Source organism: Aurantiacibacter atlanticus (assembly GCF_001077815.2).
Lineage (GTDB): Bacteria > Pseudomonadota > Alphaproteobacteria > Sphingomonadales > Sphingomonadaceae > Alteraurantiacibacter > Alteraurantiacibacter atlanticus.
Genome location: NZ_CP011310.1, coordinates 1,624,074 through 1,647,485, shown reverse-complemented (window position 1 = coordinate 1,647,485; position 23,412 = coordinate 1,624,074). Strand labels below are relative to the sequence as shown.

Annotated in this window: 23 protein-coding genes; 13 read left to right on the top strand and 10 right to left on the bottom strand. The window is 58.1% G+C overall.

Features of this window, described 5'->3' with window-relative positions; genetic code table 11:
• Position 1: 1 nt before the first annotated feature.
• On the top strand, positions 2-565 hold the full coding sequence (locus CP97_RS07995; protein WP_048885503.1) for an ATP-dependent Clp protease proteolytic subunit: 564 nt from the start codon (positions 2-4) through the stop codon (positions 563-565).
• A 24-nt stretch (positions 566-589) separates the two neighbouring features.
• Here CP97_RS07995 and creD read toward each other — a convergent pair whose 3' ends face one another.
• On the bottom strand, positions 590-1,912 hold the full coding sequence (gene creD / locus CP97_RS07990) for a cell envelope integrity protein CreD (RefSeq protein ID WP_227819557.1): 1,323 nt from the start codon (positions 1,910-1,912) through the stop codon (positions 590-592).
• A 166-nt stretch (positions 1,913-2,078) separates the two neighbouring features.
• Between creD and CP97_RS07985 the strand changes: the two genes are divergently transcribed.
• On the top strand, positions 2,079-2,756 hold the full coding sequence (locus tag CP97_RS07985) for a peptidylprolyl isomerase (RefSeq protein WP_227819556.1): 678 nt from the start codon (positions 2,079-2,081) through the stop codon (positions 2,754-2,756).
• A 3-nt stretch (positions 2,757-2,759) separates the two neighbouring features.
• Here the strand turns inward: CP97_RS07985 and CP97_RS07980 are convergent, their stop codons facing one another.
• From CP97_RS07980 to sdhD, 4 genes are read right to left on the bottom strand one after another with little or no spacing between them, the layout of a single operon-like run.
• Positions 2,760-4,070 (bottom strand): M20/M25/M40 family metallo-hydrolase, encoded by a 1,311-nt coding sequence (locus tag CP97_RS07980; RefSeq protein ID WP_048885502.1) that lies wholly within the window; start codon positions 4,068-4,070, stop codon positions 2,760-2,762.
• Positions 4,071-4,112: 42 nt separating this feature from the next.
• Positions 4,113-4,427 carry a DUF3703 domain-containing protein gene (locus tag CP97_RS07975; protein ID WP_227819555.1) on the bottom strand — a complete coding sequence of 105 codons (315 nt, stop codon included), beginning with the start codon at positions 4,425-4,427 and terminating at the stop codon, positions 4,113-4,115.
• A gap of 23 nt (positions 4,428-4,450) precedes the next feature.
• Complete coding sequence (gene sdhA / locus CP97_RS07970; RefSeq protein ID WP_048885500.1) at positions 4,451-6,295, bottom strand: succinate dehydrogenase flavoprotein subunit; 1,845 nt, start codon at positions 6,293-6,295, stop codon at positions 4,451-4,453.
• Positions 6,295-6,684, bottom strand: a complete 390-nt coding sequence (gene sdhD / locus CP97_RS07965; protein WP_048886846.1) for a succinate dehydrogenase, hydrophobic membrane anchor protein — start codon at positions 6,682-6,684, stop codon at positions 6,295-6,297. Before sdhD ends, sdhA begins: the two co-directional genes overlap by 1 nt.
• Positions 6,685-6,906: 222 nt before the next feature.
• On the opposite strand from sdhD, the gene CP97_RS07960 reads away from it, so the two are divergent.
• The 5 genes from CP97_RS07960 to CP97_RS07940 all read left to right on the top strand — a co-directional run bounded on the left by CP97_RS07960 (position 6,907) and on the right by CP97_RS07940 (position 10,910).
• A complete protein-coding gene (locus CP97_RS07960) occupies positions 6,907-7,632 on the top strand; it encodes an SDR family NAD(P)-dependent oxidoreductase (RefSeq protein ID WP_048885499.1) in 726 nt (241 codons plus the stop codon).
• Positions 7,622-8,554 (top strand): MBL fold metallo-hydrolase, encoded by a 933-nt coding sequence (locus CP97_RS07955; protein ID WP_063612395.1) that lies wholly within the window; start codon positions 7,622-7,624, stop codon positions 8,552-8,554. The genes CP97_RS07960 and CP97_RS07955 overlap by 11 nt, the downstream gene beginning before the upstream one ends.
• Positions 8,551-9,456 (top strand): 50S ribosomal protein L11 methyltransferase, encoded by a 906-nt coding sequence (locus tag CP97_RS07950; RefSeq protein ID WP_048885498.1) that lies wholly within the window; start codon positions 8,551-8,553, stop codon positions 9,454-9,456. The genes CP97_RS07955 and CP97_RS07950 overlap by 4 nt, the downstream gene beginning before the upstream one ends.
• Entirely contained in the window at positions 9,453-10,166 is a 714-nt protein-coding gene (locus tag CP97_RS07945) for a DUF2459 domain-containing protein (protein ID WP_048885497.1), read from the top strand. Before CP97_RS07950 ends, CP97_RS07945 begins: the two co-directional genes overlap by 4 nt.
• A 72-nt stretch (positions 10,167-10,238) precedes the next feature.
• Positions 10,239-10,910: an SDR family oxidoreductase gene (locus CP97_RS07940; protein ID WP_048885496.1), complete on the top strand. Its 672-nt coding sequence runs from the start codon at positions 10,239-10,241 to the stop codon at positions 10,908-10,910.
• Between the two features lie 14 nt (positions 10,911-10,924).
• Here CP97_RS07940 and ligA read toward each other — a convergent pair whose 3' ends face one another.
• Positions 10,925-12,982, bottom strand: coding sequence for an NAD-dependent DNA ligase LigA (gene ligA, locus CP97_RS07935; RefSeq protein ID WP_048885495.1), 2,058 nt, complete (start codon positions 12,980-12,982; stop codon positions 10,925-10,927).
• On the opposite strand from ligA, the gene CP97_RS16155 reads away from it, so the two are divergent.
• Positions 12,981-13,304 (top strand): hypothetical protein, encoded by a 324-nt coding sequence (locus tag CP97_RS16155; RefSeq protein WP_149036445.1) that lies wholly within the window; start codon positions 12,981-12,983, stop codon positions 13,302-13,304. The genes ligA and CP97_RS16155 overlap by 2 nt on opposite strands.
• Here CP97_RS16155 and recN read toward each other — a convergent pair.
• Positions 13,255-14,919, bottom strand: a complete 1,665-nt coding sequence (gene recN / locus CP97_RS07930) for a DNA repair protein RecN (RefSeq protein ID WP_048885494.1) — start codon at positions 14,917-14,919, stop codon at positions 13,255-13,257. The genes CP97_RS16155 and recN overlap by 50 nt on opposite strands.
• 133 nt (positions 14,920-15,052) lie before the next feature.
• On the opposite strand from recN, the gene CP97_RS07925 reads away from it, so the two are divergent.
• On the top strand, positions 15,053-15,391 hold the full coding sequence (locus tag CP97_RS07925; protein WP_048885493.1) for a PilZ domain-containing protein: 339 nt from the start codon (positions 15,053-15,055) through the stop codon (positions 15,389-15,391).
• Between the two features lie 72 nt (positions 15,392-15,463).
• Here CP97_RS07925 and CP97_RS07920 read toward each other — a convergent pair whose 3' ends face one another.
• Together CP97_RS07920 and CP97_RS16150 are read right to left on the bottom strand one after the other, a co-directional pair.
• Complete coding sequence (locus CP97_RS07920) at positions 15,464-16,258, bottom strand: outer membrane protein assembly factor BamD (protein ID WP_048885492.1); 795 nt, start codon at positions 16,256-16,258, stop codon at positions 15,464-15,466.
• A 51-nt stretch (positions 16,259-16,309) separates the two neighbouring features.
• Entirely contained in the window at positions 16,310-16,501 is a 192-nt protein-coding gene (locus CP97_RS16150; RefSeq protein WP_149036444.1) for a hypothetical protein, read from the bottom strand.
• A 29-nt stretch (positions 16,502-16,530) separates the two neighbouring features.
• Between CP97_RS16150 and CP97_RS07915 the strand changes: the two genes are divergently transcribed.
• The 4 genes from CP97_RS07915 (at position 16,531) to CP97_RS07900 (ending at position 19,679) form a co-directional block, all read left to right on the top strand.
• A complete protein-coding gene (locus tag CP97_RS07915; RefSeq protein WP_063612394.1) occupies positions 16,531-16,851 on the top strand; it encodes a UrcA family protein in 321 nt (106 codons plus the stop codon).
• Positions 16,852-17,062: 211 nt separating this feature from the next.
• Entirely contained in the window at positions 17,063-17,800 is a 738-nt protein-coding gene (locus CP97_RS07910; protein ID WP_048885490.1) for a 2OG-Fe(II) oxygenase, read from the top strand.
• Entirely contained in the window at positions 17,797-19,488 is a 1,692-nt protein-coding gene (locus CP97_RS07905) for a 2OG-Fe(II) oxygenase family protein (protein ID WP_053106701.1), read from the top strand. Before CP97_RS07910 ends, CP97_RS07905 begins: the two co-directional genes overlap by 4 nt.
• The gene (locus CP97_RS07900) at positions 19,485-19,679 is read left to right on the top strand and encodes a hypothetical protein (RefSeq protein ID WP_048885489.1); all 195 of its coding nucleotides are present in this window, start codon (positions 19,485-19,487) and stop codon (positions 19,677-19,679) included. Before CP97_RS07905 ends, CP97_RS07900 begins: the two co-directional genes overlap by 4 nt.
• Before the next feature lie 298 nt (positions 19,680-19,977).
• Here CP97_RS07900 and CP97_RS07895 read toward each other — a convergent pair whose 3' ends face one another.
• The gene (locus CP97_RS07895; protein WP_227819554.1) at positions 19,978-23,157 is read right to left on the bottom strand and encodes a TonB-dependent receptor domain-containing protein; all 3,180 of its coding nucleotides are present in this window, start codon (positions 23,155-23,157) and stop codon (positions 19,978-19,980) included.
• Positions 23,158-23,412: the final 255 nt, after the last annotated feature.

Genomic DNA, 23,412 nt, shown 5'->3' with positions numbered 1-23,412 from the left:
CATGACCGAACAGATTTCTACCGACCAGATCCTCGCCGCCCCGCAATTGCGCCTCATGGGTAGCGTCGATGAAGCAATGTATGCAGAATTTCGCAATCAGCTTCACGCCGCACCCAAGGATGGCATGCTGGTGGTTGCGATCACGACCCTTGGCGGGAACCCAGAGGTCGCCCGCGCCATGGCAGATGATATCCGGCTGATGCGCGATGCAGGCCGCACCATCGCCTTTCTCGGCAAGGCAGTGGTGTATTCAGCCGGGGCCACCTTCATGGCTGGCTTTCCCGTCGCACACCGCTTCATGACCGAAAACACCAGCCTGCTGATCCATGAACGGCAGATCACCAAAACCATCAATCTCAGCGGACCACTTAAAAGCTGCACCGCGCAGCTCAAGGCCGCTCTCAACGAAATCGAGCATTCAATCAAGATCGAGGATGAAGGCTTTCGCCAAATGGTAGAAAGCAGCAAGGTAAGCGTCGAGGACGTGCAGAAACGCGCACCCGATAATTGGTATCTCCCGTGCGAAAAGGCAAAGGAGCTGGGCCTGATCGCCGAAGTGATCTGACCCAGCCCATCTTTCATCAATTGCCTAGGCTACTTCGCTCGTAGCTGTCTCCTTGCGCACGGCAGACCAATCCACATTACGCGTTGCATACATGATCCCCGCCAATCCGGCGAAAAGCAGCAGCGAGCCGATGACCAGCGCATATGTCTCCATATTGAGAAGCACGAACAGCAATGCATAAAGCGCCGCCAGCATCGCCGCGATTAGGCCTGCCCGCCGCCATGTGCCCAGCACTGCCGCGCTATAGGCGGTGAGCAGACCAATAATCGCAGCAGCCGCCACCACATAAGCCGCAGCAAATCCGATAATCTCGGCGAAGGCGAGAAGCATGACGAAGAACAGGATCAACCCCGCCCCGGTGAGCAGATATTCCGCGCTGGCCACTCTCGCCCCGCCAACCACATCAAACATCAGGAAAGTGCCAAAGGTGAAGCCGATGAAGAGAAATCCGTATTTCACAGCGCGATCAACCTGGCTGTAAAGATCGACCGGATCGACAAGACCGATGCTTACCGGACTTGCCGTAGAATTGCTGTTGGCGACATGACGTTCCACCATTGCAGCTTCGTGGGTTGCGCTATCTGATCCATAATTTGCGCCCGGATCGGACAGCGATACCAATTGCTGGCCGAGCGCCAGATTGGTGATACGGGAATAAATTGCCGTGAATCCATCGCTTGTCACCTCGCGCTCGTCCGGAAGAGTGCCAGCAAAGCTGGGGTGGGGCCAAGGTGATGTAACCTGCCAAGCGGTATCTCCGCCACTGGGTACCATTGCCAGCGAGCGGGAGCCGCGCAGCCCATATTCCCAGCCAATCTGCAGAGGCCTCTTACCATCCCACTCGATCGCCGCGGAAAATCCCGCGCTGCCGGTGGCATTGGGACCATTGCCGGGGACAAGCTGCGCCGCCGCCCCATTCACGGTAACGCGGGCACCATCGGTCAGGCCGCGTGGATCAGAAATACCGAAACGCAATTCCGCTTTGCCAAGCAGCAGGTCTTCGCGGGCTAGACCCAACCGTTCCAATTCTTCCGCCAGCGTAAAATTGGCGCTGCCTGCCATATCAGCGTGATAAACCACGCTTTCGTAAATAGCATAGGCCTTGCGATCTGGATCGATAGCGGTTTCAACCTGTTGGCTGGCAGGAGCGACGAATAATTCCCGTTTTACTTCACGCCGGATCTCGCGCTGCTGTCCGTTGACCGTCTCTGTTTCGACAATTGTCTCGCGATAGGGAATGACGAGCAACGGTCCGGCAACCACCTGCACACCGCCCCATCCCACAGCAATCTGGGCCTGCGCGAGGTCAGATTGGTTTTCGCGATCGTAAACCAGCGCATAGACCATGCCAAGGGGACGATCAGTACGACAGCGACAAGCCCAGCCAGCAAGAGCTTCATTCCGGGACTTCGTTCACGAGACATCGCACACTCCTTCTGCTTCTGCGATGAACCGTGTATAGTATGCGACAGGCTGAATTATTGGTGAATGCGGCCATTCGGGCTTGGCCCCGATGCAGAATACCCTCACAAACGCAGCCATGCTAAAACGATTCACATTCGCCGCATTATGTCTCGCCTCCCCGCTGGTCGCGGAGGATGCTGCTCCGGAAGCTCTTGATGAGCTCGCAGTGGAGGAACACTTCGCCACCACCGATGTCATTCTGGAAACGACTATGGGTGAAATTGTGATCGCGCTGGAAACGCAGCGAGCGCCGATCACCTCAGCCAATTTCCTGCGCTATGTCGAGGAAGGGCGCTTTGACGGAACAGTTTTCTACCGCGCCATGCCGCTTGAATGGGGCGATCAGCCCAATGGATTGATACAGGGTGGCACCCAGTGGGACCCAGAGCTGGTGCTACCCGGTATCGCGCATGAACCCACAAACCTGACTGGCATCAGCCACACGCGCGGCGCAATATCGATGGCCATGGAAGAGCCGGGAACCGCGAATGGCGATTTTTCAATCATGCTCGGCGACCAGACCGGCCTTGATGCCAATCCCGCATCGGACAATCCGGTGTGGCAAAGCGGCTATGCCGTTTTTGGCTATGTCATACAGGGCATGGACGTGGTCGAGGCGATCCATGCAGCACCGGTCGATCCCGAAAAGGGTGAAGGCTGGATGCGCGGACAAATGCTTGCTGCGCCCGTTGTGATCGTGGAAGCCCGGCGGGCTGACGAGGAATAGCCTTTAACGCGGTTCCACGGCCAGTCGACTGATCAGGATAGCCGCGCGCTGGGCCTGCCGCGTAAAACTCGATAAATCCGCACTTTCACCTTCGGCATGGCTGCCCGCACCATTCGGCCCCATGCCAGCCAGCGCAGCATTGACCAGCGTCGCGACAAAGCTGATGTCGGCTGCGCCACGGCGCGAAGGCGGATATTCCTCCATCGGCTCCAGCCTGAGATCGACATTGATGGTGTTGAGCCGCGCCAGCAGAGCGCGATTGCCATCGGTGGGTGACATGGGCGGATAACGGAATTCAAAGGTGATTTCAGCGCCCGTTCCCGGTAGGTTCTGTCCCACTATGTCCCGCATCGCGGTAGCTACGCGGTCGGTCTGATCCTGCGAAATCGTGCGCAGATCGCCACGCGCCACGGCGGTAGAGGCGATGATGTTCGTCTTGCCAGCGGTGTTGGCGGAAAGCCCGTCATCGGCCAGCACGGCGGGTGTGCCGCCTGCAAGAAGACCAACGTTATAGGTGAGGTTCTCTTCGGGCAATTGCTGGCGGAAGGCATCGAGAATGCGCGCTATTTCATAAACCGCGCCATAGCCTGCTTCGTCGCGGAAGATGGCGCTGGAATGGCCTGTCTGGCCTGTGGTGGTGATCTGCCAGCTGTTGGAACTGCGCCGCGCCACAACGCCAAAATCACGCCCTTCCATCACGGACAGGCCTTCAAATCCCAAGGCTACATCGGCCCATTCGCCAGCAGCGATCAGATCGGCGCGCGATTGTTCTATGGGTTGGCCCGCGTCCTCCTCATCCCCCGTCAACGCGACAACGATATTTGCGGCCTCCAGCGTGCCCGCTGCCTCCATCGCGCGCAGGGCCGAAAGGATGACGATGATCCCGCCCTTGTCATCCACTACGCCCGGCCCCGTGGCTATATCGCCTTCACGGGTGAACTGCTGGAACGGGCTGTCGCGTTCAAACACGGTGTCGAGATGGCCGATCATCAGAATACGGGTGGTATCCGCATTGCCTTTATGTCGGGCGAAAAGGTGACCAGCGCGGTCGACGTGGCTCTGGTCAATGAATTCAGTTGTGAAGTTCAGCGCTTCCAGCTCTGGTATGAGCAGGTCTGCTACAGCGCGCACGCCTTCGTGATTGTGGGTGCCCGAATTGACGTTGGTCATCACCTCCAGCAGCGCCACATCGTCTTCAAAATGCGTCTCTACATTCGATGCGATCACCTGTTCGGCATTGGTCAATTGGGCCGCAGCCGGGGTGGCGATGATAGGTGCGGCAGCAAGTGCTGCGGCTGTGAGGAAATGCTTCATTGCACGAACTTATCGCAGGCCGCATATTCCACAAGGAGGCATTTACCGCCTGGCTGCATTGATGGCCGCTAGATCATCGGGCATCGGCTTGATCGGGCTGAAATGTGTGCCGCCAGTATTCCCTGCGGGCACCCAACCGATCGCGAGCTTTGTAGCCGGGCCGATTAGGCGCAAGACCTGTCCGGCCAATTCCCTGTCATTATGGCGACACCGCGCCCAGCGCAGCATCGCGAAATGGACAAGCACATCATGGAGCGTGGAATAGTAGCTGATGATATGGGCGCGTTCCAACCGCGAGAAGACGGCGGAATATTCCCCCGCCTTTTTCAATTGCGCCAATTCTTGCAGTTCGGTCACGATCTAAGGTCGAAGCCGCTGCATCAATATACTCGCTTCTTCGGCTCGATATATTCTGCATCATCAGTCAGCGTATATTCGTGGACCGGACGGTAATCGATCTTCACGTCACCGCCACTACCGCCCCAGCCTTCAAACCAGGCAGCAGTGTGCTTCATCCACTGCTTGTCATCACGATCAGGGAAGTCTTCATGCGCGTGGGCGCCGCGGCTTTCCTTGCGGTTTTCGGCAGAATGCATCGTCACCACGGCCTGCGCCATCAGGTTGTCGAGTTCCAGTGTTTCGATAAGATCGCTGTTCCAGATAAGCGAGCGATCATGGACCTTGACGTCCTGCATCCGCTTGTTGGTTTCGGTCAACTGGCGCACGCCTTCGCGCATCAGTGCAGAATCGCGGAACACGGCGGCGTGTTTCTGCATCGTCTTCTGCATTTCGGCGCGCAGTTCTGCGGTAGTGGAGCCGCCGTCTGCAAAACGGAAATGGTCCAGACGCGAAAGTGCAAGATCAGCACTATCTGAAGGCAATTCATCATGCGCAGTGCCGGCCTTGATCAATTCCTTGAGCCGGAAGCCTGTTGCACGACCAAAAACCACGAGGTCAATAAGCGAATTGGAGCCGAGACGGTTTGCGCCGTGGACCGACACGCAGGCAGCCTCGCCCACGGCGAACAGGCCAGGCACCACGTGATCCGGGTTGCCATCGGGCCCGACGGTGACAACTTCGCCATGATAGTTACAGGGAATGCCGCCCATGTTGTAATGCACCGTGGGCGTAACCGGCAGCGGCTGCCGCGTAAGGTCCACCCCGGCAAAGATCTTGCCGCTTTCGGTGATGCCGGGAAGGCGTTCTGCCAATACGGCAGGATCGATATGATCGAGGTGCAGGAAGATGTGGTCGCCATCCGGCCCGACACCGCGCCCTTCACGCATTTCCAGCGCCATTGAACGCGACACAACATCACGGCTGGCGAGGTCCTTCGCGCTGGGGGCATAGCGTTCCATGAACCGCTCACCTTCAGAATTGGTGAGATAGCCACCTTCGCCGCGTGCGCCCTCTGTTATCAGCACGCCCGCGCCGTAGATGCCGGTGGGATGGAATTGCACGAATTCCATATCCTGCATGGGCAGGCCGGCGCGCAGCACCATGCCGCCGCCATCGCCGGTGCAGGTATGCGCGCTCGTGGCGGTGTAATAGCAACGGCCATACCCACCTGTCGCCAGCACTACGCCATGTGCGCGGAAGCGGTGGATGCTGCCATCATCAAGACACATAGCGATCACGCCAACGCAGCGCCTGTCCGCACCCTCGCCCTTCATGATCAGATCAATGGCGAAAAATTCGATGAAGAAATCCGCATCGTACTTCAGGCTCTGCTGGTAGAGCGCGTGAAGCATGGCGTGGCCGGTACGGTCGGCTGCGGCGCAGGTGCGCTGGACCGGCGGGCCTTCGCCGCGGTTCTGCATGTGGCCGCCAAAGGGTCGCTGGTAGATCGTGCCGTCTTCATTGCGGCTGAACGGCACGCCAGCGTGCTCCAGCTCATACACAGCCTGCGGAGCTTCGCGGGCGAGATATTCGATTGCGTCCTGATCGCCCAGCCAGTCTGCGCCCTTCACCGTGTCATACATGTGCCACGACCAGTGATCGGGCGTATTGTTGCCAAGGCTGGCCGCGATGCCGCCCTGTGCCGCCACGGTATGGCTGCGCGTGGGAAAGACCTTGGAGATATTCGCCGTCTTCAACCCGGCCTCTGCTGCGCCCATTGTGGCGCGCAGGCCCGAACCGCCAGCGCCAACGACCACCACATCATATGTGTGATCGATAATCGGATATGCGCGACCGTTGATTTCGTAAGTTTCGTTGCGAGCCATCAGGCGTCTCCTCCGCCAAAAGCGAGGCGGGCGATGCTGAACAGGCCGAAACCTGCCCCGGCAAAAGTCACGAGGTTGAGGATAACAAGCACGGCAAATTTCGTGCCCGCATTCGGGACGTAATCTTCTATCATGACCTGCATTCCCAGCCGCGCGTGCCAGAAGGTCGTTATGACCAGCAGCGCCAGCATAAAGGCTGGAATGGGTTGCGCGATAAACTGGCTGACGGTTTGATATGAATAATCAGGCAGCAATGCGAGCGAGATACCCAGAAAAAGCACCGTCACCAGATTGCCGACCGCCGTAAAGCGCTGAATCAGCCAGTGATGCGGTCCTTCGTGCGCCGCCCCCAAGCCGCGCACGCGGCCGATCGATGTTCCATTACCCATGACAATTCCTATCGCAGCACGATGATGTTCCGGGAATTGTGCGGCATTGGCAATCAGCCACACAAATCCCGGTGATTCCTGTTTCGCGCCTTCCTTAGCGCATGATACGCGGGAGACAAGCGCACCTTGTTCTGTATGGCACAGGTGAGGCGATCGGCGCTTGCACCGCGGCCTTCTGCTTCCCCTTCCACCAATTGCCGCGCGCGGCTATGGGTGCAGAATATGACTAATATTCTTGTAACAGGGAGCAGCCGGGGCATCGGCCTTGCCATAGCGGAGCAATTGGTGGCGCGTGATTGCACCGTGATTGGCCATGCCACCCGCCCGGTGGATGAACGCACCATCGCTGCCGATTTCACTGATCCGCCCGCCGCGCAGATACTGTGGCAAAATGCGCTGGACCGGCTCGATGGCCGGATTGATGTGCTGATCAACAACGCCGGCATGTTCGAACAAAGCCCGCTGCACGCCAGCGATATCGAATGGCTGGATCGCTGGGAAGATACGATGCGCATCAACCTCACCAGCGCTGCCCAGCTTTCCCGCTTTGCCGTGCAGCACTGGCAGAAGCGGGCCGAAGGCGGTGACGGCAATGGCGGCAGGATTGTGCATATTGCCAGCCGCGCGGCCTATCGCGGCGATTCACCGGCGCATTGGCATTACGCCGCTGCCAAGGGCGGCATGGTCGCGATGCACAAAACGATTGCACGCAGTTACGCGGCCGAAAATATTCTCAGCTTCGCTATCGCGCCCGGCTATACTGATACTTCGATGGCGGGGGACTATCTCATAAGCCGGGGCGATGACGGTCTGCTGGCGGATATCCCCCTGGGCCGCGTGGCCGAGCCGGAAGAAATTGCCGATATCGCGGTGTTCTGCGCTCTCGATGCGCCTGCCAGCATGACTGGCGCAGTGATTGATGCCAATGGTGCAAGCTATGTTCGCTAGGGCAATCTCGCTGGCCTTCCTCATCATGCTTTCGGCGTGCGTGGCCCCGCAAGAACCGGTTCCGGCACCAAGTTCTGGCGTGATGGAGGCCGCGCGCGATGCCGCCGCGTCGCCTGTTCATTGGGCGCAGGAATGCAAGGATTGGGACGTGTGGGAGAAGCGCGCACCCGCCTTTCGCATTCATGGAAACACCTATCATGTCGGGACCTGCGGTATAACTGCGATCTTTATTGCGGGTCCCTCTGGCCATGTGCTGTTCGATACGGGCACGGCCAATGGCTCCCGCCAGGTTCTCACAAACATCCGCGTGCTCGGTTTCCAGCCGGAAAACATCAAGGCTATCCTCACTAGTCACGAACATTTCGATCATGTCGGCGGGTTGTGGTGGGTGCACCAAAATACTGGAGCGCCGATAATCACCTCGGCTCAGGCGCGTGGAGTAATCGTATCTGGTGCGGCACATGCGCAAGACCCGCAGGCGGGCATGCATCCACCCATGCGCCCCCTGCCCGCACAATTTGTCTCTACAGCGCCAGCCGGACAGCCGCTGAATATCGCCGGACTGGACTTTACTCCTGTCGAGACACCAGGCCACACGCCCGGCGCGCTGAGCTGGCAATGGGAAAGCTGCGAAGGCAGCGAATGTGTGACCATTGTCTATGCCGACAGTCTGAGTGCAGTCAGCCGGTCGGATTATCGCTTCTCAGATCATCCCGATTATGTGCAGGCCTATCGCGATGGACTGGCGCGGCTGGCGACACTGAAATGCGATATCCTGCTCACTCCGCACCCCTCGGCCAGTGGTATGCGAGACAAATTGCTGACGGGTGATCTGGCATCGGGCATGGACTGCGCAGAATATGCGGCCCATGTTGAAGCGCGCCTCGACACACGCATTGCAGAAGAAGCGAATGCGTCATGAACTGGAAGCTTTCCGCCATCAGTTCAAAAGCAGCCATTGAGGCTGCGCTGGACGAACGGGATGAGATCATTGGCTGGAACGAAGCGATCGTTCTGGCCGGGTTCGAAGTCGATCCGGACGAACCCGATTGCTGGTGCCTCGACGCTTATATGGAGCACCGCCCAACCCCCGCCGATCGCAATGCTGTGCGCGCGCTGTTCGGCGAAAATCCCCCACGGCTAGTGGCCGAACAATTGCCCGAAACAGATTGGTTGAGCGAAAGCCAGCGCGGGCTGGAGCCGATCCGCGCAGGCCGTTTTCATGTGCACACACCGGATTATGCGCCAAGCAAAGATCCCGCCATCACCAATTTCTGCATCCCGGCAGCGCAGGCTTTCGGCACCGGACATCACGAAACGACCGCGGGCTGCCTTGTCATGCTGGATGCAATGCGCCGCATGGGCCTCAACCCGCGCCATATCGCCGATATCGGCACCGGAACCGGCCTGCTGGCTTTTGCCGCCTTGGCGCTGTGGCCGCATGCTGCCGTCACCGCGTCGGATATCGATCCGGTATGCGAACCTGCTGTGCTGGAAAATGCGCATGGCAATGGTGTGCGGCTTGGCGCTGGACCGGGAAAAATGTCCATGATCGTGGCAGACGGGATGGAAGACCCGGGGCTGCAGGCAGCCGCCCCGTTCGAATTGCTCATCGCAAATATTCTTGCCGGGCCGCTGATCGACCTTGCGCCTGATTTTACCCACAGCGTTACGCATCGCGGTAACATCCTCCTGTCGGGTCTGCTCACGCGGCAAGCGCCAGCTGTGCGCGATGCCTATCGCCGGGAGGGCTTCCGTCTGCAACGCAGCCTTACGATTGGTGATTGGTCAATCTTGTGGCTCAGGCACCGATTTACCGGATGATGCGCAAGCTCATTCGCATCACGCTTGCCATATTTGCTGTGCTGGCGGTTGTGATGACCGGATACATTCTGGCAGCATGGGTTGGCAGTTCGATCCCGCAGAACAGCGACTGGACAGAACCTGCCGAGGGCGTGGACATCATGATCGAAACCAATGGCACACACACATCCATAATCGTGCCCGTAGTGACCGAGGTGAAAGATTGGCGCACCACCTTCCCCAGCGCCGCCAAGTCTATCACTGGCTATGGCGAAAGGGCCGAACTGCCGACGCATCTAGCCATCGGCTTTGGCGAGCGTGAGGTATTTCTCCACGTTCCTACCTGGGGCGATCTTTCCGCCACCACAGCCTTGCGTATAGCAACCATTGGCGGGGATGCGGTGATGCGCGTTGCCCATTATGTGCGCCCTGCTGCGGGCAAGGATTATCGTCCGCTGCGTATTTCCCGCAGGCAATATGCCGCCCTCGTCCAGGCCATCGAACGCGACCTTCCACCAATAACTGCGGGCGCAAAGCGCGGCGAATTCTATGGCACCTACGCCAATGATGCCTATTACGAGGCGCGGAGCGGCTATTCAATGGTCAATACCTGCAATAGCTGGGTGGGCTCGCGGCTGGCCGATGCAGGGATCACGATGGGCTGGTGGACTCCGCTAGCGGGCGGTGTGATGAAATGGATACCTGTCCGCACATCCGATCAGGCGCCCTAGATATTCTCGGAACGCAAAGGTGCGTTTGTCCATTCTCGTCATACACATCCACTTGCAGAACGAGACACTTTCATGGCCAAGACTATTCTTATCACCGGCGCATCTTCCGGCATCGGCGCGGCGAGCGCCCGCGCGGCGGCACAAGCGGGCTGGAATGTCGCCCTGCTCGCCCGCTCAGAAGATAAATTGAAAGCGCTGGCGGATGAAATTGGCGATGCGGCGCTGGCGATTGCCTGCGATGTGACCGACAGGGATGCGTTGGAAAACAGTGTCAGCCAGACGGTATCCCATTTCGGTGGACTGGATGCAGTCTTCGCCAATGCGGGTAAGGGAGGCGCCCAATCCGGCGTTGAAAATGGCGATCCGGCGGATTGGCATGACATGGTCCATCTCAACATCCTTGGCGTGCTTTATACGGCGCATGCCACGCTACCGCATCTCAGGAAGACAAAGGGGCAATTCATCGTCACCGGATCGAAGGTGGGCCGTGAGCATTTCAAAGGCTCCATCTATGGCGCGACCAAATGGTTCGTGCATGGATTTGCCGGAAATCTGGCGGAAGAAATGCGCGAGTGGAACGGGCGCTGCACGGTCATTTCGCCCGGTATGGTCGATACGCCCTTCTTCGACGAGGCCAAGCCGGACAAGCTTCAGCCCAAGAATGTCGCAGACGCGGTGGTGTTTGCGCTTTCCCAGCCCGATACATCCTGCGTGCGCGAGATCCACCTTATGCCCAATGATTGATCGGCTAATGCAGGTCAGCCAGCTGCCTTGACGATCTCTGCCCAGCCCGCCTCGTCGATCACGTCGATGCCGAGATCTGCTGCCTTCTTGAGCTTGCTGCCTGCCCCCGGTCCGGCCACCAGAATATCCGTTTTGGAACTGACCGAGCCTGCAGCCTTTGCGCCCAGCCGCTCTGCCTGAGCCTTGGCCTCATCGCGGCTTATGGTTTCCAGCTTTCCTGTAAAGACGATCGTCTTTCCAGCCACTGGGGAATCGATGCTCTGGACTTCATAGCGCGGCACCTCCAGCTGGCAGAGCAGATCATCCCACACCTCGATATTATGGTCCTCGTGGAAGAAATCACCCAGCGCTTCGACCACGGCATCGCCGATCCCGTCAATACTGGTGAGAGACAGGCGCGAGTCCTCATCGCCTGCACGCGCCTTCTGCGCCGTTTCGCGCAGCGCAGGAAGTTCATGAAAATTCTTCATTAGATCGCGTGCGGTTACGGTCCCGACGTGGCGAATGCCAAGCCCGAACAAGAGCCGCGCCGCATCGGGAGAACGTTTGCTTTCCACAGAAGCCAACAGCTTATCCACAGACTTATCCTGCCACCCGTCAAGCGCCAGTATCTTCTCGCGGAGTTCCTTCAAGCGATAGATATCGGCAGGGCTTTCCAGCCAGCCGAGCGCGAAGAACTGATCGATCGTCTTTTCTCCCAACCCGTCAATATCGAGCGCACCGCGGCTGACAAAATGCTTGAGCCGTTCGGTCCGCTGCGCCGGACAGATCAGCCCGCCCGTGCATCGCACATCAACCTCGCCTTCTTCACTTACCGCTTCGCTACCACATTCGGGGCAATGATCAGGAAACTGAAAGGCCGTGCGCTTTTCATCGCGAGTCAGATTTTCGACCACTTGCGGGATAACATCCCCTGCACGCTGCACGACGATGCGATCACCCACGCGGACGCCCAGCCGCTCGATCTCGTCACGATTGTGCAGGGTGACATTGGTGACGGTAACACCGCCCACGGTGACAGGTGTGAGCCGCCCGACCGGCGTCAACTTGCCCGTTCGCCCGATCTGTATGTCAATTGCTTCCAGCGTCGTCTGCGCCTGTTCCGCGGGAAACTTGTGCGCCATCGCCCAGCGCGGTGCCTTGGCCACGAAGCCCAGACGCTTTTGCCAGTCGAGCCTGTCCACTTTGTAAACGACGCCATCGATATCATAGGGCAGATCCGCCCGCGCCTTCTCGATGGCGCGATAATGATCAAGCATCTCATCCAGCGATTGCGCGCGCAGGAACAGCGGAGACACTGGCAGACCCCAGCTTTCAATGGCGCGCATGACCTCTGCCTGCGTCTCGCCCGGCTCTGCTGATGCTGCACCCCAGCCATGCGCCCAGAAGCGCAAAGGCCGCTGCGCGGTAACGCTGGCGTTTTTCTGCCTCAGTGATCCGGCTGCTGCATTGCGAGGATTGGCAAACAGCTTTCCACCCATTTTCTGCTGAACCGCGTTGAGTGCGGTAAAATCCTGTTTTGCCATGTAAACTTCGCCGCGCACCTCGAACACCTCGGGCACGTTCTTGCCGCGCAATTGCTGTGGAATATCGGCGATATGTTTGACATTGACCGTGACATTTTCACCCACCTGCCCATCTCCGCGCGTGGCGGCCATGACCAGCTTGCCAGCCTCATACCGCAACGAGCACGAAAGGCCGTCAATCTTGTCCTCGGCTGTGAAGGAGACGGATTCATCCTCATCCAGCGACAGGAAACGGCGTACCCGTGCAACAAATTCGCCCACCTCCTCATCCGAGAAAGCATTGTCGAGGCTCATCATCCGAACCGCATGGCTGACCTTGGAAAGCGGTGATTCAGCAATGTCGTGGCCGACCTGCCGGGAAGGTGAATCATCGCGCACCAGATGCGGAAACTGCTCCTCAAGCTCGGCAGTGCGGCGAACCAGCGCATCATATTCGGCGTCCGTAACCTCGGGCGAATCCTCAGCGTGATAAAGCTTATTGTGCCGCGCGATCGCCTTTGCGAGCCGCATCAATTCATTGGCGGCATCGGCTTCGGAAATGTCCATGACAAAAACTTTCGAATGTCTGCGTAAAGCAATTGCAGCGCTAGGGCTGATCGCCTGTCACGACAATGTTGAGATCCACCACACGGATGTTCCAATATTGAATGAATTTGAGCGCATATTGGCTGAATCCCGCCACGCGATTGCCCTTTTCAAAGCCCGCGAAGCCGTTGCACCTATCATCAGTTCCACAGGTGAAATCAAACACAGTACTATGATTGAGCGGGAGAGTGCAGTCAGTCAAGCGCGGTCAGAACTGAAGCGAGAACCTTCATTCAAACCCCCTCCAGCAAACGATCAGCCTGCGCCCTGGCTTCTGGCGTGACTTCCGCCCCACTCAGCATGCGGGCGATCTCTTCCTGCCGCCCTTCTGCATCAAGCCTTGCAACCGAAGTCTTCGTTACAGTCCCCGTCGATGACTTCGCGATCATGTAATGTGTGCCGCCACGCGCGGCGACCTGTGGCGAGTGAGTGACGGCGAGCAATTGACCGCCATCTGCCAGCCGCGCCAGCCGTTCACCGATGGCTGAAGCCACCGCCCCGCCAACGCCGCGGTCTATCTCGTCAAAGATTACCGTCGCAGCGCCACCCTGCTCCGCCAATGCCACTTTCAGTGCGAGGATAAAGCGTGATAATTCACCCCCCGAAGCGACCTTGTTGAGTGGCGCGAAATCGGCACCGGGATTGGTGGCGATTAGGAATTCAACCGCATCCATCCCGCTCGCGCCCCAGCGATCTTGCGGCAGCTGTGTAATGGATGTGCGGAAACGCGCTGCGTCCAGTTTCAACGGTGCAAGTTCGCCCGCCACCGCAGAATCCAGCTTTGCGCCCGCTGTCACGCGCGCTTTGTGCAAGGCCTCTGCCGCCTTGCTATAGGCAGCACCTGCAAGTGATTCAGTATTTTCCAGCCCGGCAAGATCAGCATCGCCCTGCTCGATCGCGTCAAGCCGATCACGCATATCGCGCATCACCTCGGGCAATTCATCCACTTGGCAATTATGCTTGCGGGCGAGTGCGCGCAGTTCGAACAGGCGCGTTTCGATTCGGTCGAGTTCAAGCGGATCATGGGTTAGCGCCTCTGCCGCGGCTTCCAGCTTCTCTTCCGCTTCGCCAGCTTCGATCACTGCGCGGTCAAGGCTGGCCAGCGCCTCTGCCAGCAGCGCATGTTCCGGCGCTATCCTGTCCAATCGGCGCGCCGCGCTGCGGAGCCGCGCCAACGGTGCATCGCTGCCGTCCCAAATCAGCCGCAAATCCTCAAGATCGCCTGCCAGTTTTTCTCCCTTCTGCATGTCAGAACGAGAGGTGGCGAGCAATTCTTCCTCGCCTTCTTCCGGCGCGATATTGGTAAGTTCCTCGAGATGGGCGAGCAGCAAATCCTGATCCGCCCGCGCTTGTTCTATTCCTTCACGCGCAGTTGCAAGGGCATTTTTGGCAGAGCGCCAGTCCGCCCATGCGGCCGACACGCGAGCAACATCTGCCCCGGCATAGCGATCAAGCAAGGCGCGATGCCCGCGCGGATTTACTAAGCCGCGATCATCATGCTGACCGTGCAGCTCCACCAGTGCAGCTGATAATGTGCGCAACAGAGCCACCCCGACGGGCTGATCATTGATGAAAGCTCTCGATCCACCATCGGCCTTTAACCGCCTGCGGATAATCAGCGGTTCCCCCGGCTCCAATTCCACCTCTGCATCATCCAGGGCTTGCAAGATGACATCAGGCATGGCGGCGAATTCAAATGTGGCGGTGACGCTTGCCTGATCTTCGCCGGCGCGGACCAGTGCACTGTCCGCGCGCGCGCCAAGAACAAGGCCCAAGGCATCGAGCAGGATGGACTTGCCCGCCCCGGTTTCCCCCGTCAGCACACCCAGTCCACGGCCGAAAGCGAGGTCCAGAGCTTCGATCAAGACGATGTTGCGGATGGCAAGAGTTGTCAGCATGGCAAGTAAGAAGTCAATACGGCTCCACTTGTCGCTGCGCAACGATAGCTCGTCGCTAATCGGTGGAGGTAGACAATATTTTAACCATTGTCTGTCTCTATAAGGTCGCAACCACAGAAGGATCCGACTCGCCATGTCGGTGCACAACATCAGGGCTCATCGCCGCTACGCACTGCGGATGCCCGCAAAAATTAAGACTGAAGGTAGCAAGCCAGCCGGGTGTTTGCTCATCGAGCTTTCGCAAAAAGGCTTTCGGGTGAGCAATCTTGGTGAAGGCAAGCTTGAAACCGGTGATGCTGTTACGGTCATGACGAAATGCGGCAAGGCACTCGCGGGTACTATCCGCTGGGCGCATGATGGGCTGGCAGGCGTGAGCCTTCAGCCCCCGCTGCACCTTCCTGAAATGTCAGAGATCATCACCAAAAACCGCGGCGACCATGCGAGCAATGAAGGTGAACTTCGCTACGCCTGATCTACGCACGCGCTGATATGCCGCGTGCCTGATTGCCGCTAAAATCCGGCACTATGTTATTCGATCTTCGGATTAGCCGCCGACACGCTGCGGCTGGTGGTCTTGCATCAATTCATAAGCGCGCTCGTACCATTCATTGCCGGGATAATTGGCGCCCAGCACGGCAGCATAACGCTGCGCCTCTTCCGGCACACCGATAGCGAGGCTTGTTTCCACCATGCGGAACAGTGCCTCAGGCGCGTGGCTGGTGGTCTGATAATCGTCCACCACATTGCGGAACCGCAAATTCGCAGCAAGCCACTGTCCGGTCCGCTCATAATGACGGCCGATTTCCATTTCCTTGCCCGCCAGGTGATCATTGACCAGATCAATCTTCAACCGCGCATCGGCGGCATAGGGACTGTCCGGATAACGACGCACCAATTCGTTCATCGCAGCGAGTGCCTGCCGCGTGATTGCCTGATCACGCTCTACATCGCTGATCTGCTCATAATAGCTGAGTGCGATAAGGTAATAGGCATAGGGTGCATCACGGTTGCCGGGGTGGATCGACAGAAAACGCGAAGAAGACTGGATCGCCGCGTTATATTGACGTGCAGCGTAATATGAAAACGCGCTCATCAACTGGGCGCGGCGGGCCCATGGGGAATAGGGGTGCTGGCGTTCCACCTCGTCAAACAAGGCAGCAGCCACTTGCAAATCCCCGCGATCGAGCCGGTCCTTAGCAGCGATGTAAAGCGATTCCACATCGCGCGCGACATAGGCAACATCTGCGCCTTCATTTGCGCTGCCGCCGCTGCAACCGGTGAGAACGAGGGCACAAGCTGCGGCCGCAAAGGCGCCGCGCACGGATCGGGTCGGAATCATGCCCTGCCTATAGCTACGCCCGCGCTGAACGCCAAGTGAAGGTAACGCCTGCTACCCAATTTCATGTGTTTCGCCTGCGACAAGCCGTTGCAGGACCGCCTGATCGACATTGGTCGAAGAAAATATGACGGTCGTCGTATGGACACGAACTTTGTCGATATTGCACGCGATCCCGTCGAGGCGCACGATCATTTCGCCCAAGCTCGGCGTAGAAACATCCTCATGGCTCCTGCCCCAAGGCAAGCCCCCGGAGCTCTAGAGGAGGAAAAACGATGAACACTATTTTGAAATCCAGTCTGGCCGTCGCCATGTTTGCCAGCACAGCTGCCGCAACGCCAGCCATTGCCGGCGCGCTAGATGAAGTCACTGTCGCAACGGTTCGCTACAGCGATCTCGATCTCTCGACCCAATCCGGCCAGCGTCAGCTGCATGCCCGCCTGCGCAATGCTGCACAATATGTGTGCGGCATGGATATTCGTACACCTGGCAGCCTCATTCCGAGCCGCGAAGCACGCGCCTGCTATTCAGAAAATCTACGCAACCTCGAACGCCGCATTGCAACCCTTGTGGAAGCCGAGCGTCGCAACGTCTGAGCCGCGCTTGGCTTCTGCGGAGGGGCCTGGCTGACTATCGATGACCGTAGGGTAAGATGCGGTCCATCGCTGGCCAGGCCTCTATCCAGCCCGTCTGCATCGTCCTCTTCCGGATTTTTATCGGAATGGCGATGCAGACGGGCCTTTTTCTATCCGGGAGCGGATTGGCTGGGCTAGCGGATCGTCCATGTTTTTCCTATAGGCTGGAACCATGGCCAAGGCGCTTTTCCAGCTGAACCCCGATCTCGACCGCGCCGCCCTCGCCCGGCAATTTGCGCGAGACCGCCGCTTGCAGATCGCCGATGTTCTAACAGAAGAGGCGGCACGCGAACTACGCGGCATTCTTCAACACCACACGCAGTGGGGCATTGCCCTGCAGGCCGGGGCACATGGCAAGCCGCAGGGATTCAGAGCGCAAGAATTAAGCAATCCGGCAATTGCCAAGCAAGCCATGGAAATTGCGCAGCTGACCGACAAGGCCGCGGCAGAACGCGACTATGCCTATCGGTCGATGCGGTATTCTCTTGTTGAGGCATTGCAGGGCGGCTGGGCCCCTGATGGCCCGCACGAAATCCTCCTGGAACATCTGAATGCAGAAGAGTTTCTTGGCCTGATGCGGCAGATCACAGACATTCCTGAACTCGCCAAGGCTGATGGCCATGCCAGTTGCTTTGGCCCGCAGCACTTTCTTGGCCGCCATATGGATAGCCATGTCGCAGAAGGCTGGCGGATTGCCTATGTTCTCAACCTCACCATAGATGACTGGTATCCTGATTGGGGCGGTTATCTCGTATTCTTTGATGAGGATGGCAATATTGAAACCGGCTTCAAACCGCGCTTTAATACGCTGAACCTCTTTGCCGTGCCGCAGGCCCATGCGGTCACCTATGTGCCACCATTCGCGCCCAAGGGCCGCTATGCCATCAGTGGGTGGCTGCGCGACAGGTGAACAGTTCACCTGAACATTATCGCCAGCGAGCAAAAATCCTAGCCGACACAGGCGATGTCACAGGCGCATTGGGCGTGCTGCGCGAAGGGATCTCTGCCTTTCCCAATGATGCGCCACTTGCCAATAGTACCGGAAATATGGCGATGCGGTCTGGCGACGCCGCCCTGGCAGAAGCATGCTTTGCACAGGCGCTCAGGATTGATGGGCACACGCTCGAATATGCCATCAATCTGGCGATCGCACTAGCGCGGCTCGAACGTCATGACGAAGCAGTTGAAGTGCTCTCCTCTCTCGAAACGCAGGGTGCGAATGATGCGCGCTACTGCTCTGTTCGGGCGACCTCGCATCGCTCTTCTGGAGATCTGAGGCAGGCAAGGATCTGGTACGATCACGGCCTTGCACTGGAACCCACTCGGCCCAACGCCCTGCACGGCAGAGCGCGCATCGCGCTGGAAAGTGGCGAAGCTGATGCGGTGCAGCTTTTCGAGCGAGCCTTGGTCGCCAACCAAACGGATGCGGAGGCCTGGCTCGGCCTGGCAGAGGCGCTTGATGCCGCGGGCGAACCAGTCCGCGCGCAAGAGCTGGCACAGAAATTAGTCGCGCAAGCACCACACTGGATTGCCGCGCTGCGGGTGTTGGCACAGCTTCGCCTTGCTGCAGGTGACGACGATTTCGCCAGCCATTTTGCAGATGCCGCACGCCAGCGCCCACAGGATATCGCAATCGTACAGGCGCATGCCGCGATCCTTTCAGGCCATGATCACCCATCGCAAGCGGCCGAAGTGATTGCTGCTGCCCGCCTACGCATTCCCAATGATCAACAGCTCGCCTTGCTCGAAGCGATGCAGCGTGGAATGGCGGGACAAGACGACGCAGCCCAAGAAATCTTCGCCTCTCTTAATCTCGATACGCCCGATCGCGCGGTGCACGAAGCCCGCCACAGGATCAGGCGCGGCGAAATGGGTAGGGCAGAGATACTGCTTGAAAGGGCACTTGCGGTTATGCCCGACAGCACCGATGGCTGGGCATTGCGCGATTTTCTTTGGCGAATGCGCGGCGATGATCGCGCCGCGTGGCTGCACGGGCAGGTTGGGTTGGTTCATCTTTTGCCCTTGCCCGGGTGGGAGGTATTGCAGCCAGACCTGCTCCCCCTCCTCCATCAATTGCACGACGGCGCAGCCTTCCCGCTAACGCAATCCCTTCGCGGCGGCACGCAGACACGGGGGACACTGCTCGACCGGGCCGAGCCTGAAATCACGCATCTGCATGAAGCGCTTCTCGACGCCCTCGCAGATTACCGCGCAGGCCTCCCTGCCAAGGATAAGAACCATCCGCTGCTGCGCCACCGCGATGCGCCTTGGTCTATCGCGGGATCGTGGTCCGTACGTTTGGCTGGCGGCGGGGACCGGCATGCCGCGCATGTGCATCCTGAAGGAATTGTATCGTCAGCGCTATATTGCGACCTGCCGAAGGACATAGCCAACCATGAAGGTCAGGCCGGCTGGATTGAACTGGGACGCCCCCCCGATCATATGCGGCTAGATCTTGGACCGCTCCATGTTCTGCAACCCAAAGATGGCTATCTAGCGCTTTTTCCCAGTACGCTCTATCATGGCACCGTACCCTTCACATCCGGGCGGCGGATGACAGTTGCCTTTGACGTGCAATGCCAGAAAGGTGCCACATGACCGACAGAAATGTGCATGATGTCTGGAACACTTTTGGCAACGGCACGGTGATGTCCGCAGCAAAAGCGGCGGCTGCCCACCGGAAAGCTGGCGCAGCGTTGATCATGTGCGTGGCGAAGCCTGGAAAGCATTTGCCAAGTCGCTGGCACGTGATGCGCGAAACATCAGACCCCGCACCTGAAGTGCGATGATGCACCCGCACAAGTGGCATCGATCCTGGACAAAATTGTCGGGCAAGCGGAAAACGAGCTAGGACGCATCGTTTCGTACGAGCTAGCTGCGCAGACAGCAGGAAATCGCGATCAGATAATCAGAGTTCCATTGATCGCAGAGTGCGAGTTTCTGGACTGACTGGCAACTTAAACAGGCCTGCCCGCTGCGAGCAGCGTGCCTGCCCTGCCCAATTCTATTCTTGCAAGATAATAAAAAACGGGCGGGAGACCGAAGTCCCCCGCCCGTCTTTAAGCGATAATCGCTTGGTCAGTTCGCTTAGAAGCGGAACAGGACCGATGCGAAGAAGTCGCGACCCAGCACGTCGTAAGTCGACGGATAGGTGTTGGCCTGTTCTTGGTTATCACCCAGCAGCAGCGTATTGGGACGGTTGGTCACAACACCGGACGCGTCGTACTCTGGGGTGCCTGGGAGTGTGTCAAACAGATTGTTCACACCAACAGACAGCGTAATCATATCATTCCAGGCATATGATAGGGTGACGTCGATCAGGTCATATGCACTGATACGCTCAACACCATTGAATTGGGCGTAGTCGACGCTGTTATCATCATCGTCGACAGCACTCAGGTGACGCCAGCGAGTCGACACTGTCATCGGACCATCAACCCAACTGAAACGCGAGGTCCACTTAAAAGCCGCAGTCGGTTCACCACACTGGCCCGCAAACTCGCCTGCGCATTCAATTGTGGTGTCGAGACCTGGAACCGGCACGAAGTAGGAACTTTCGGTCCAGCTAGCCAGGAATGCGATATTGAAGTCAGACACACCGCCATTGGTGAACAGCGAGAAGGGCATGTCGATGCCGTAGTTCACCTGAAGGTCGATACCCGAAACGCCGAGTTCGGCAATGTTGACACCGGCAACCAGAGGCGGACCATCCACCGTAATGGCACCAGCATCGTTACGGATGCCGACAAATGGCTGACAAACTGGGCTCGAGATGTCCTGAATGTCGCCATAGCACAGGTCCATCAGGCCCTGTAGACTACCACCGGCGATCGAGATGGTGTCCTCGATCACAATATCGAAATAGTCCGCAGTGATGGTCAGGCCAGGAATGGCTGTAGGCTGGATGACCACGCCGACGCTCCACGAGTCCGAAGTTTCTTCCTGAAGGTTCGGGTTACCGCCAAACAATGCAGGAATCTGCGTGTCCAGCTGAACAACGTCGGAGTTACCGACATTGCCTGATGGCACGCCCGTAGCGACACAGATCGCTTCAGAACCGGGATTAGCAGAGATGAATTCATCATTGCCACAGGGATCATTTGCGCCGGGGAAGCCGATCGCTTGACCGCCAAACAGTTCGGCCACGTTGGGTGCACGCACCGCACGCTGGTACTGACCGCGAAACTTGATGTCCGGCATTGGCGAGAACTCGATACCACCAGCATAGGCCCATACACCGCCGACGTTCTCAAGCGAATAGTCGGAATAGCGGGCTGCACCGTTGATATCCAACCTGAGGCCCGAATCGGTTTCGATAAGTGGAATGTCGAGCTCTGCGAAGATCTCGTGCACATTGTACGAGCCATCGGTTGGGCTACCGGCGTTAAAGCCAATAACATCGCCCGATGCGAGCGCGGTATCCGGAATGAAGCTCGCTGCAACCCGGCGATATTCACCACCAAGAGCGAAGGCAATAGGAGCAGCATCGCCGAAAGCAAAGTCACCGAACGTGCCAGAAAGGTAACCGGTCAGAACTTCAAGCGTTGAAACATCACCGTTCTGAGCACGGATAGTAACCGCGTCCACCATATCGTCGGTTAGCGTACCGGCACCGAACGGATTAATCGGAGTTCCGGTACCATCAAGGCCAGACTGGAAGGCCGAACGTGAGATGTTGCCGTCTTGCACGTTGGCATTACGGGTACGGGCGTACATGTAATACGCATCCCAGTTGATGTAACTGCCCAGATCACCACGCAGGCCAGCCAGGACACGGAATGCATTGCGCTCGTCAAGAGTGTTACGCGCGCCAGTTTCCAGCATACGACGCTGCAGCGAGGTGCTGACCACTCCCGGAGCGGCACCCGCAAGCTGGCCGAAACAGGCCGGCGCATCGGGATCGTCAGGCAGAGTATCACCCGGCCCACAATACCCAAGCGAATCATTAAATGCCTGACGTTGTGCAGCAGCCACCGTCTCGTTCGCGTCCAATTGCTGAAGCGCTGCGAATGTAGCATCATCGAACAGTGGCTCGGCAGTTTCGAGATTTATATTGAAAGTGCCGGTTACCGGCGTGGGAGCAAGTTCCTGTGCAATGCGATTGTTGACGAAAGAAACTTCGGTATAGGCTTCGACGCCATCGAAGATTTCATATTCGGCGTAGCCACCGATCAGATAGCGTTCCTGCGGGAGCTGCAAGTAGTTGGCCGGATTATAGTTATAGGTGTCGCCTGCGCGAGCACGAGCGACGCCGGGCGCATCAAAGACGGCATCGTCGATGACGAGACCTTGGGCCAAAATGGAGCAGCCTTCACCGGGGTCGCAAATGCCATCTTCATTGAGATCTTCGGCACCAGGCGCAACGGCGACCGAACCAGGTGCGTTGAAGCGACCCTGCGGGATAGTCGAAGAGCCGAACTGCTGCAGCGGGAGACCGAAAGTCTCACCGCCCAGCGCGAAGTTCGAGAATTCGCGTTCACCCTGAAAAATGGACTTGCGGTTGAAATATTCGCCGAACACTGTTGCGCGGCCACGACCGTCAGCAAATTCGGTGCCGATCGCACCGTGAATCTGATAACGTTCACCATCTCCACGATCGGTGATCGAGTATTGACCCCCAACTTCGACGCCATCAACGTGACGCAGACGGAAGTTTACAACACCTGCAAGTGCGTCCGAACCGTAAACGGCCGAAGCACCACCGGTCACAACATCAACACCTTCCAGCAGGAACTGCGGAATGGTGTTCAAATCGACGATCTGATCGGCATCGTAAAACATCCAGCGACGACCATTGACCAGCACCATAGTGCGTTCTTCGCCAAGGCCACGAAGGTTCAACGTGGATGCTCCGTTGCCGGGATTGTTAGAGTTTGACGTGAAGCCTGGTACAACCTGCGGGAGGGTGTTGATCACGTTTTCAACGTTCACCGCACCGGACAAGGAGAATTCTTCAGCGTCGACAACCGCAACTGGCGCTGCTGTTTCAACATTAAGACGCTGAATGCGTGAACCGGTGACGACGATATATTCGTCTTCAGCTGCGGCGGGCTCGATCGTGGGATCGTCCTGCGCCACCACTGGAGTGGCGACGAGCGACCCGAAGATCACGGAACTCGCGAGGAGCGAGGCCTTGGTCTTGCGATTAAACATAATAAACTCCTGGTAAGGGGGAGAAAATACTCTGAAAGGAGGCACCGGACTTGCGGATTCATCCGTCTTTGTTGCCTGGCAACCTAACCCTCCTTCCTTGATGCGACAAAGCACGACACATGCTCTCGCACAATCACTGTATGGACAAGTTACATACGGAACGACTGTAGTGTGACATTTTGGAAACAATTGTGACACCTGCGCTGCATCACGATCAAAAGCGCCACCTACATCCGTAAAATTCCCGCAATCAGGATCACTTGTCAGCAATTTGTGGCACGCAGAGATGTCTCCGAGCACTTGGATGTCACTCTTGCGATGGAAGATCAGCTGGTGCTGCACCGCAGTATAGAGCAGCAGGGAATCAAA

Bases quoted from the DNA above. Each gene is read 5' to 3' on its own strand.
- recN (WP_048885494.1), bottom strand. From the start codon at position 14,919: ATGCTGACAACTCTTGCCATCCGCAACATCGTCTTGATCGAAGCTCTG.
- sdhD (WP_048886846.1), bottom strand. From the start codon at position 6,684: ATGGGTAATGGAACATCGATCGGCCGCGTGCGCGGCTTGGGGGCGGCG.
- creD (WP_227819557.1), bottom strand. From the start codon at position 1,912: ATGGTCTATGCGCTGGTTTACGATCGCGAAAACCAATCTGACCTCGCG.
- CP97_RS07920 (WP_048885492.1), bottom strand. From the start codon at position 16,258: ATGATTCCGACCCGATCCGTGCGCGGCGCCTTTGCGGCCGCAGCTTGT.
- CP97_RS07945 (WP_048885497.1), top strand. From the start codon at position 9,453: ATGATGCGCAAGCTCATTCGCATCACGCTTGCCATATTTGCTGTGCTG.
- sdhA (WP_048885500.1), bottom strand. From the start codon at position 6,295: ATGGCTCGCAACGAAACTTACGAAATCAACGGTCGCGCATATCCGATT.
- CP97_RS07910 (WP_048885490.1), top strand. From the start codon at position 17,063: ATGGCCAAGGCGCTTTTCCAGCTGAACCCCGATCTCGACCGCGCCGCC.
- CP97_RS07950 (WP_048885498.1), top strand. From the start codon at position 8,551: ATGAACTGGAAGCTTTCCGCCATCAGTTCAAAAGCAGCCATTGAGGCT.
- CP97_RS07960 (WP_048885499.1), top strand. From the start codon at position 6,907: ATGACTAATATTCTTGTAACAGGGAGCAGCCGGGGCATCGGCCTTGCC.
- CP97_RS07995 (WP_048885503.1), top strand. From the start codon at position 2: ATGACCGAACAGATTTCTACCGACCAGATCCTCGCCGCCCCGCAATTG.
- CP97_RS07985 (WP_227819556.1), top strand. From the start codon at position 2,079: ATGCAGAATACCCTCACAAACGCAGCCATGCTAAAACGATTCACATTC.
- CP97_RS16155 (WP_149036445.1), top strand. From the start codon at position 12,981: ATGACAAAAACTTTCGAATGTCTGCGTAAAGCAATTGCAGCGCTAGGG.
- CP97_RS07940 (WP_048885496.1), top strand. From the start codon at position 10,239: ATGGCCAAGACTATTCTTATCACCGGCGCATCTTCCGGCATCGGCGCG.
- ligA (WP_048885495.1), bottom strand. From the start codon at position 12,982: ATGGACATTTCCGAAGCCGATGCCGCCAATGAATTGATGCGGCTCGCA.
- CP97_RS07900 (WP_048885489.1), top strand. From the start codon at position 19,485: ATGACCGACAGAAATGTGCATGATGTCTGGAACACTTTTGGCAACGGC.
- CP97_RS07915 (WP_063612394.1), top strand. From the start codon at position 16,531: ATGAACACTATTTTGAAATCCAGTCTGGCCGTCGCCATGTTTGCCAGC.
- CP97_RS07925 (WP_048885493.1), top strand. From the start codon at position 15,053: ATGTCGGTGCACAACATCAGGGCTCATCGCCGCTACGCACTGCGGATG.
- CP97_RS07955 (WP_063612395.1), top strand. From the start codon at position 7,622: ATGTTCGCTAGGGCAATCTCGCTGGCCTTCCTCATCATGCTTTCGGCG.
- CP97_RS07980 (WP_048885502.1), bottom strand. From the start codon at position 4,070: ATGAAGCATTTCCTCACAGCCGCAGCACTTGCTGCCGCACCTATCATC.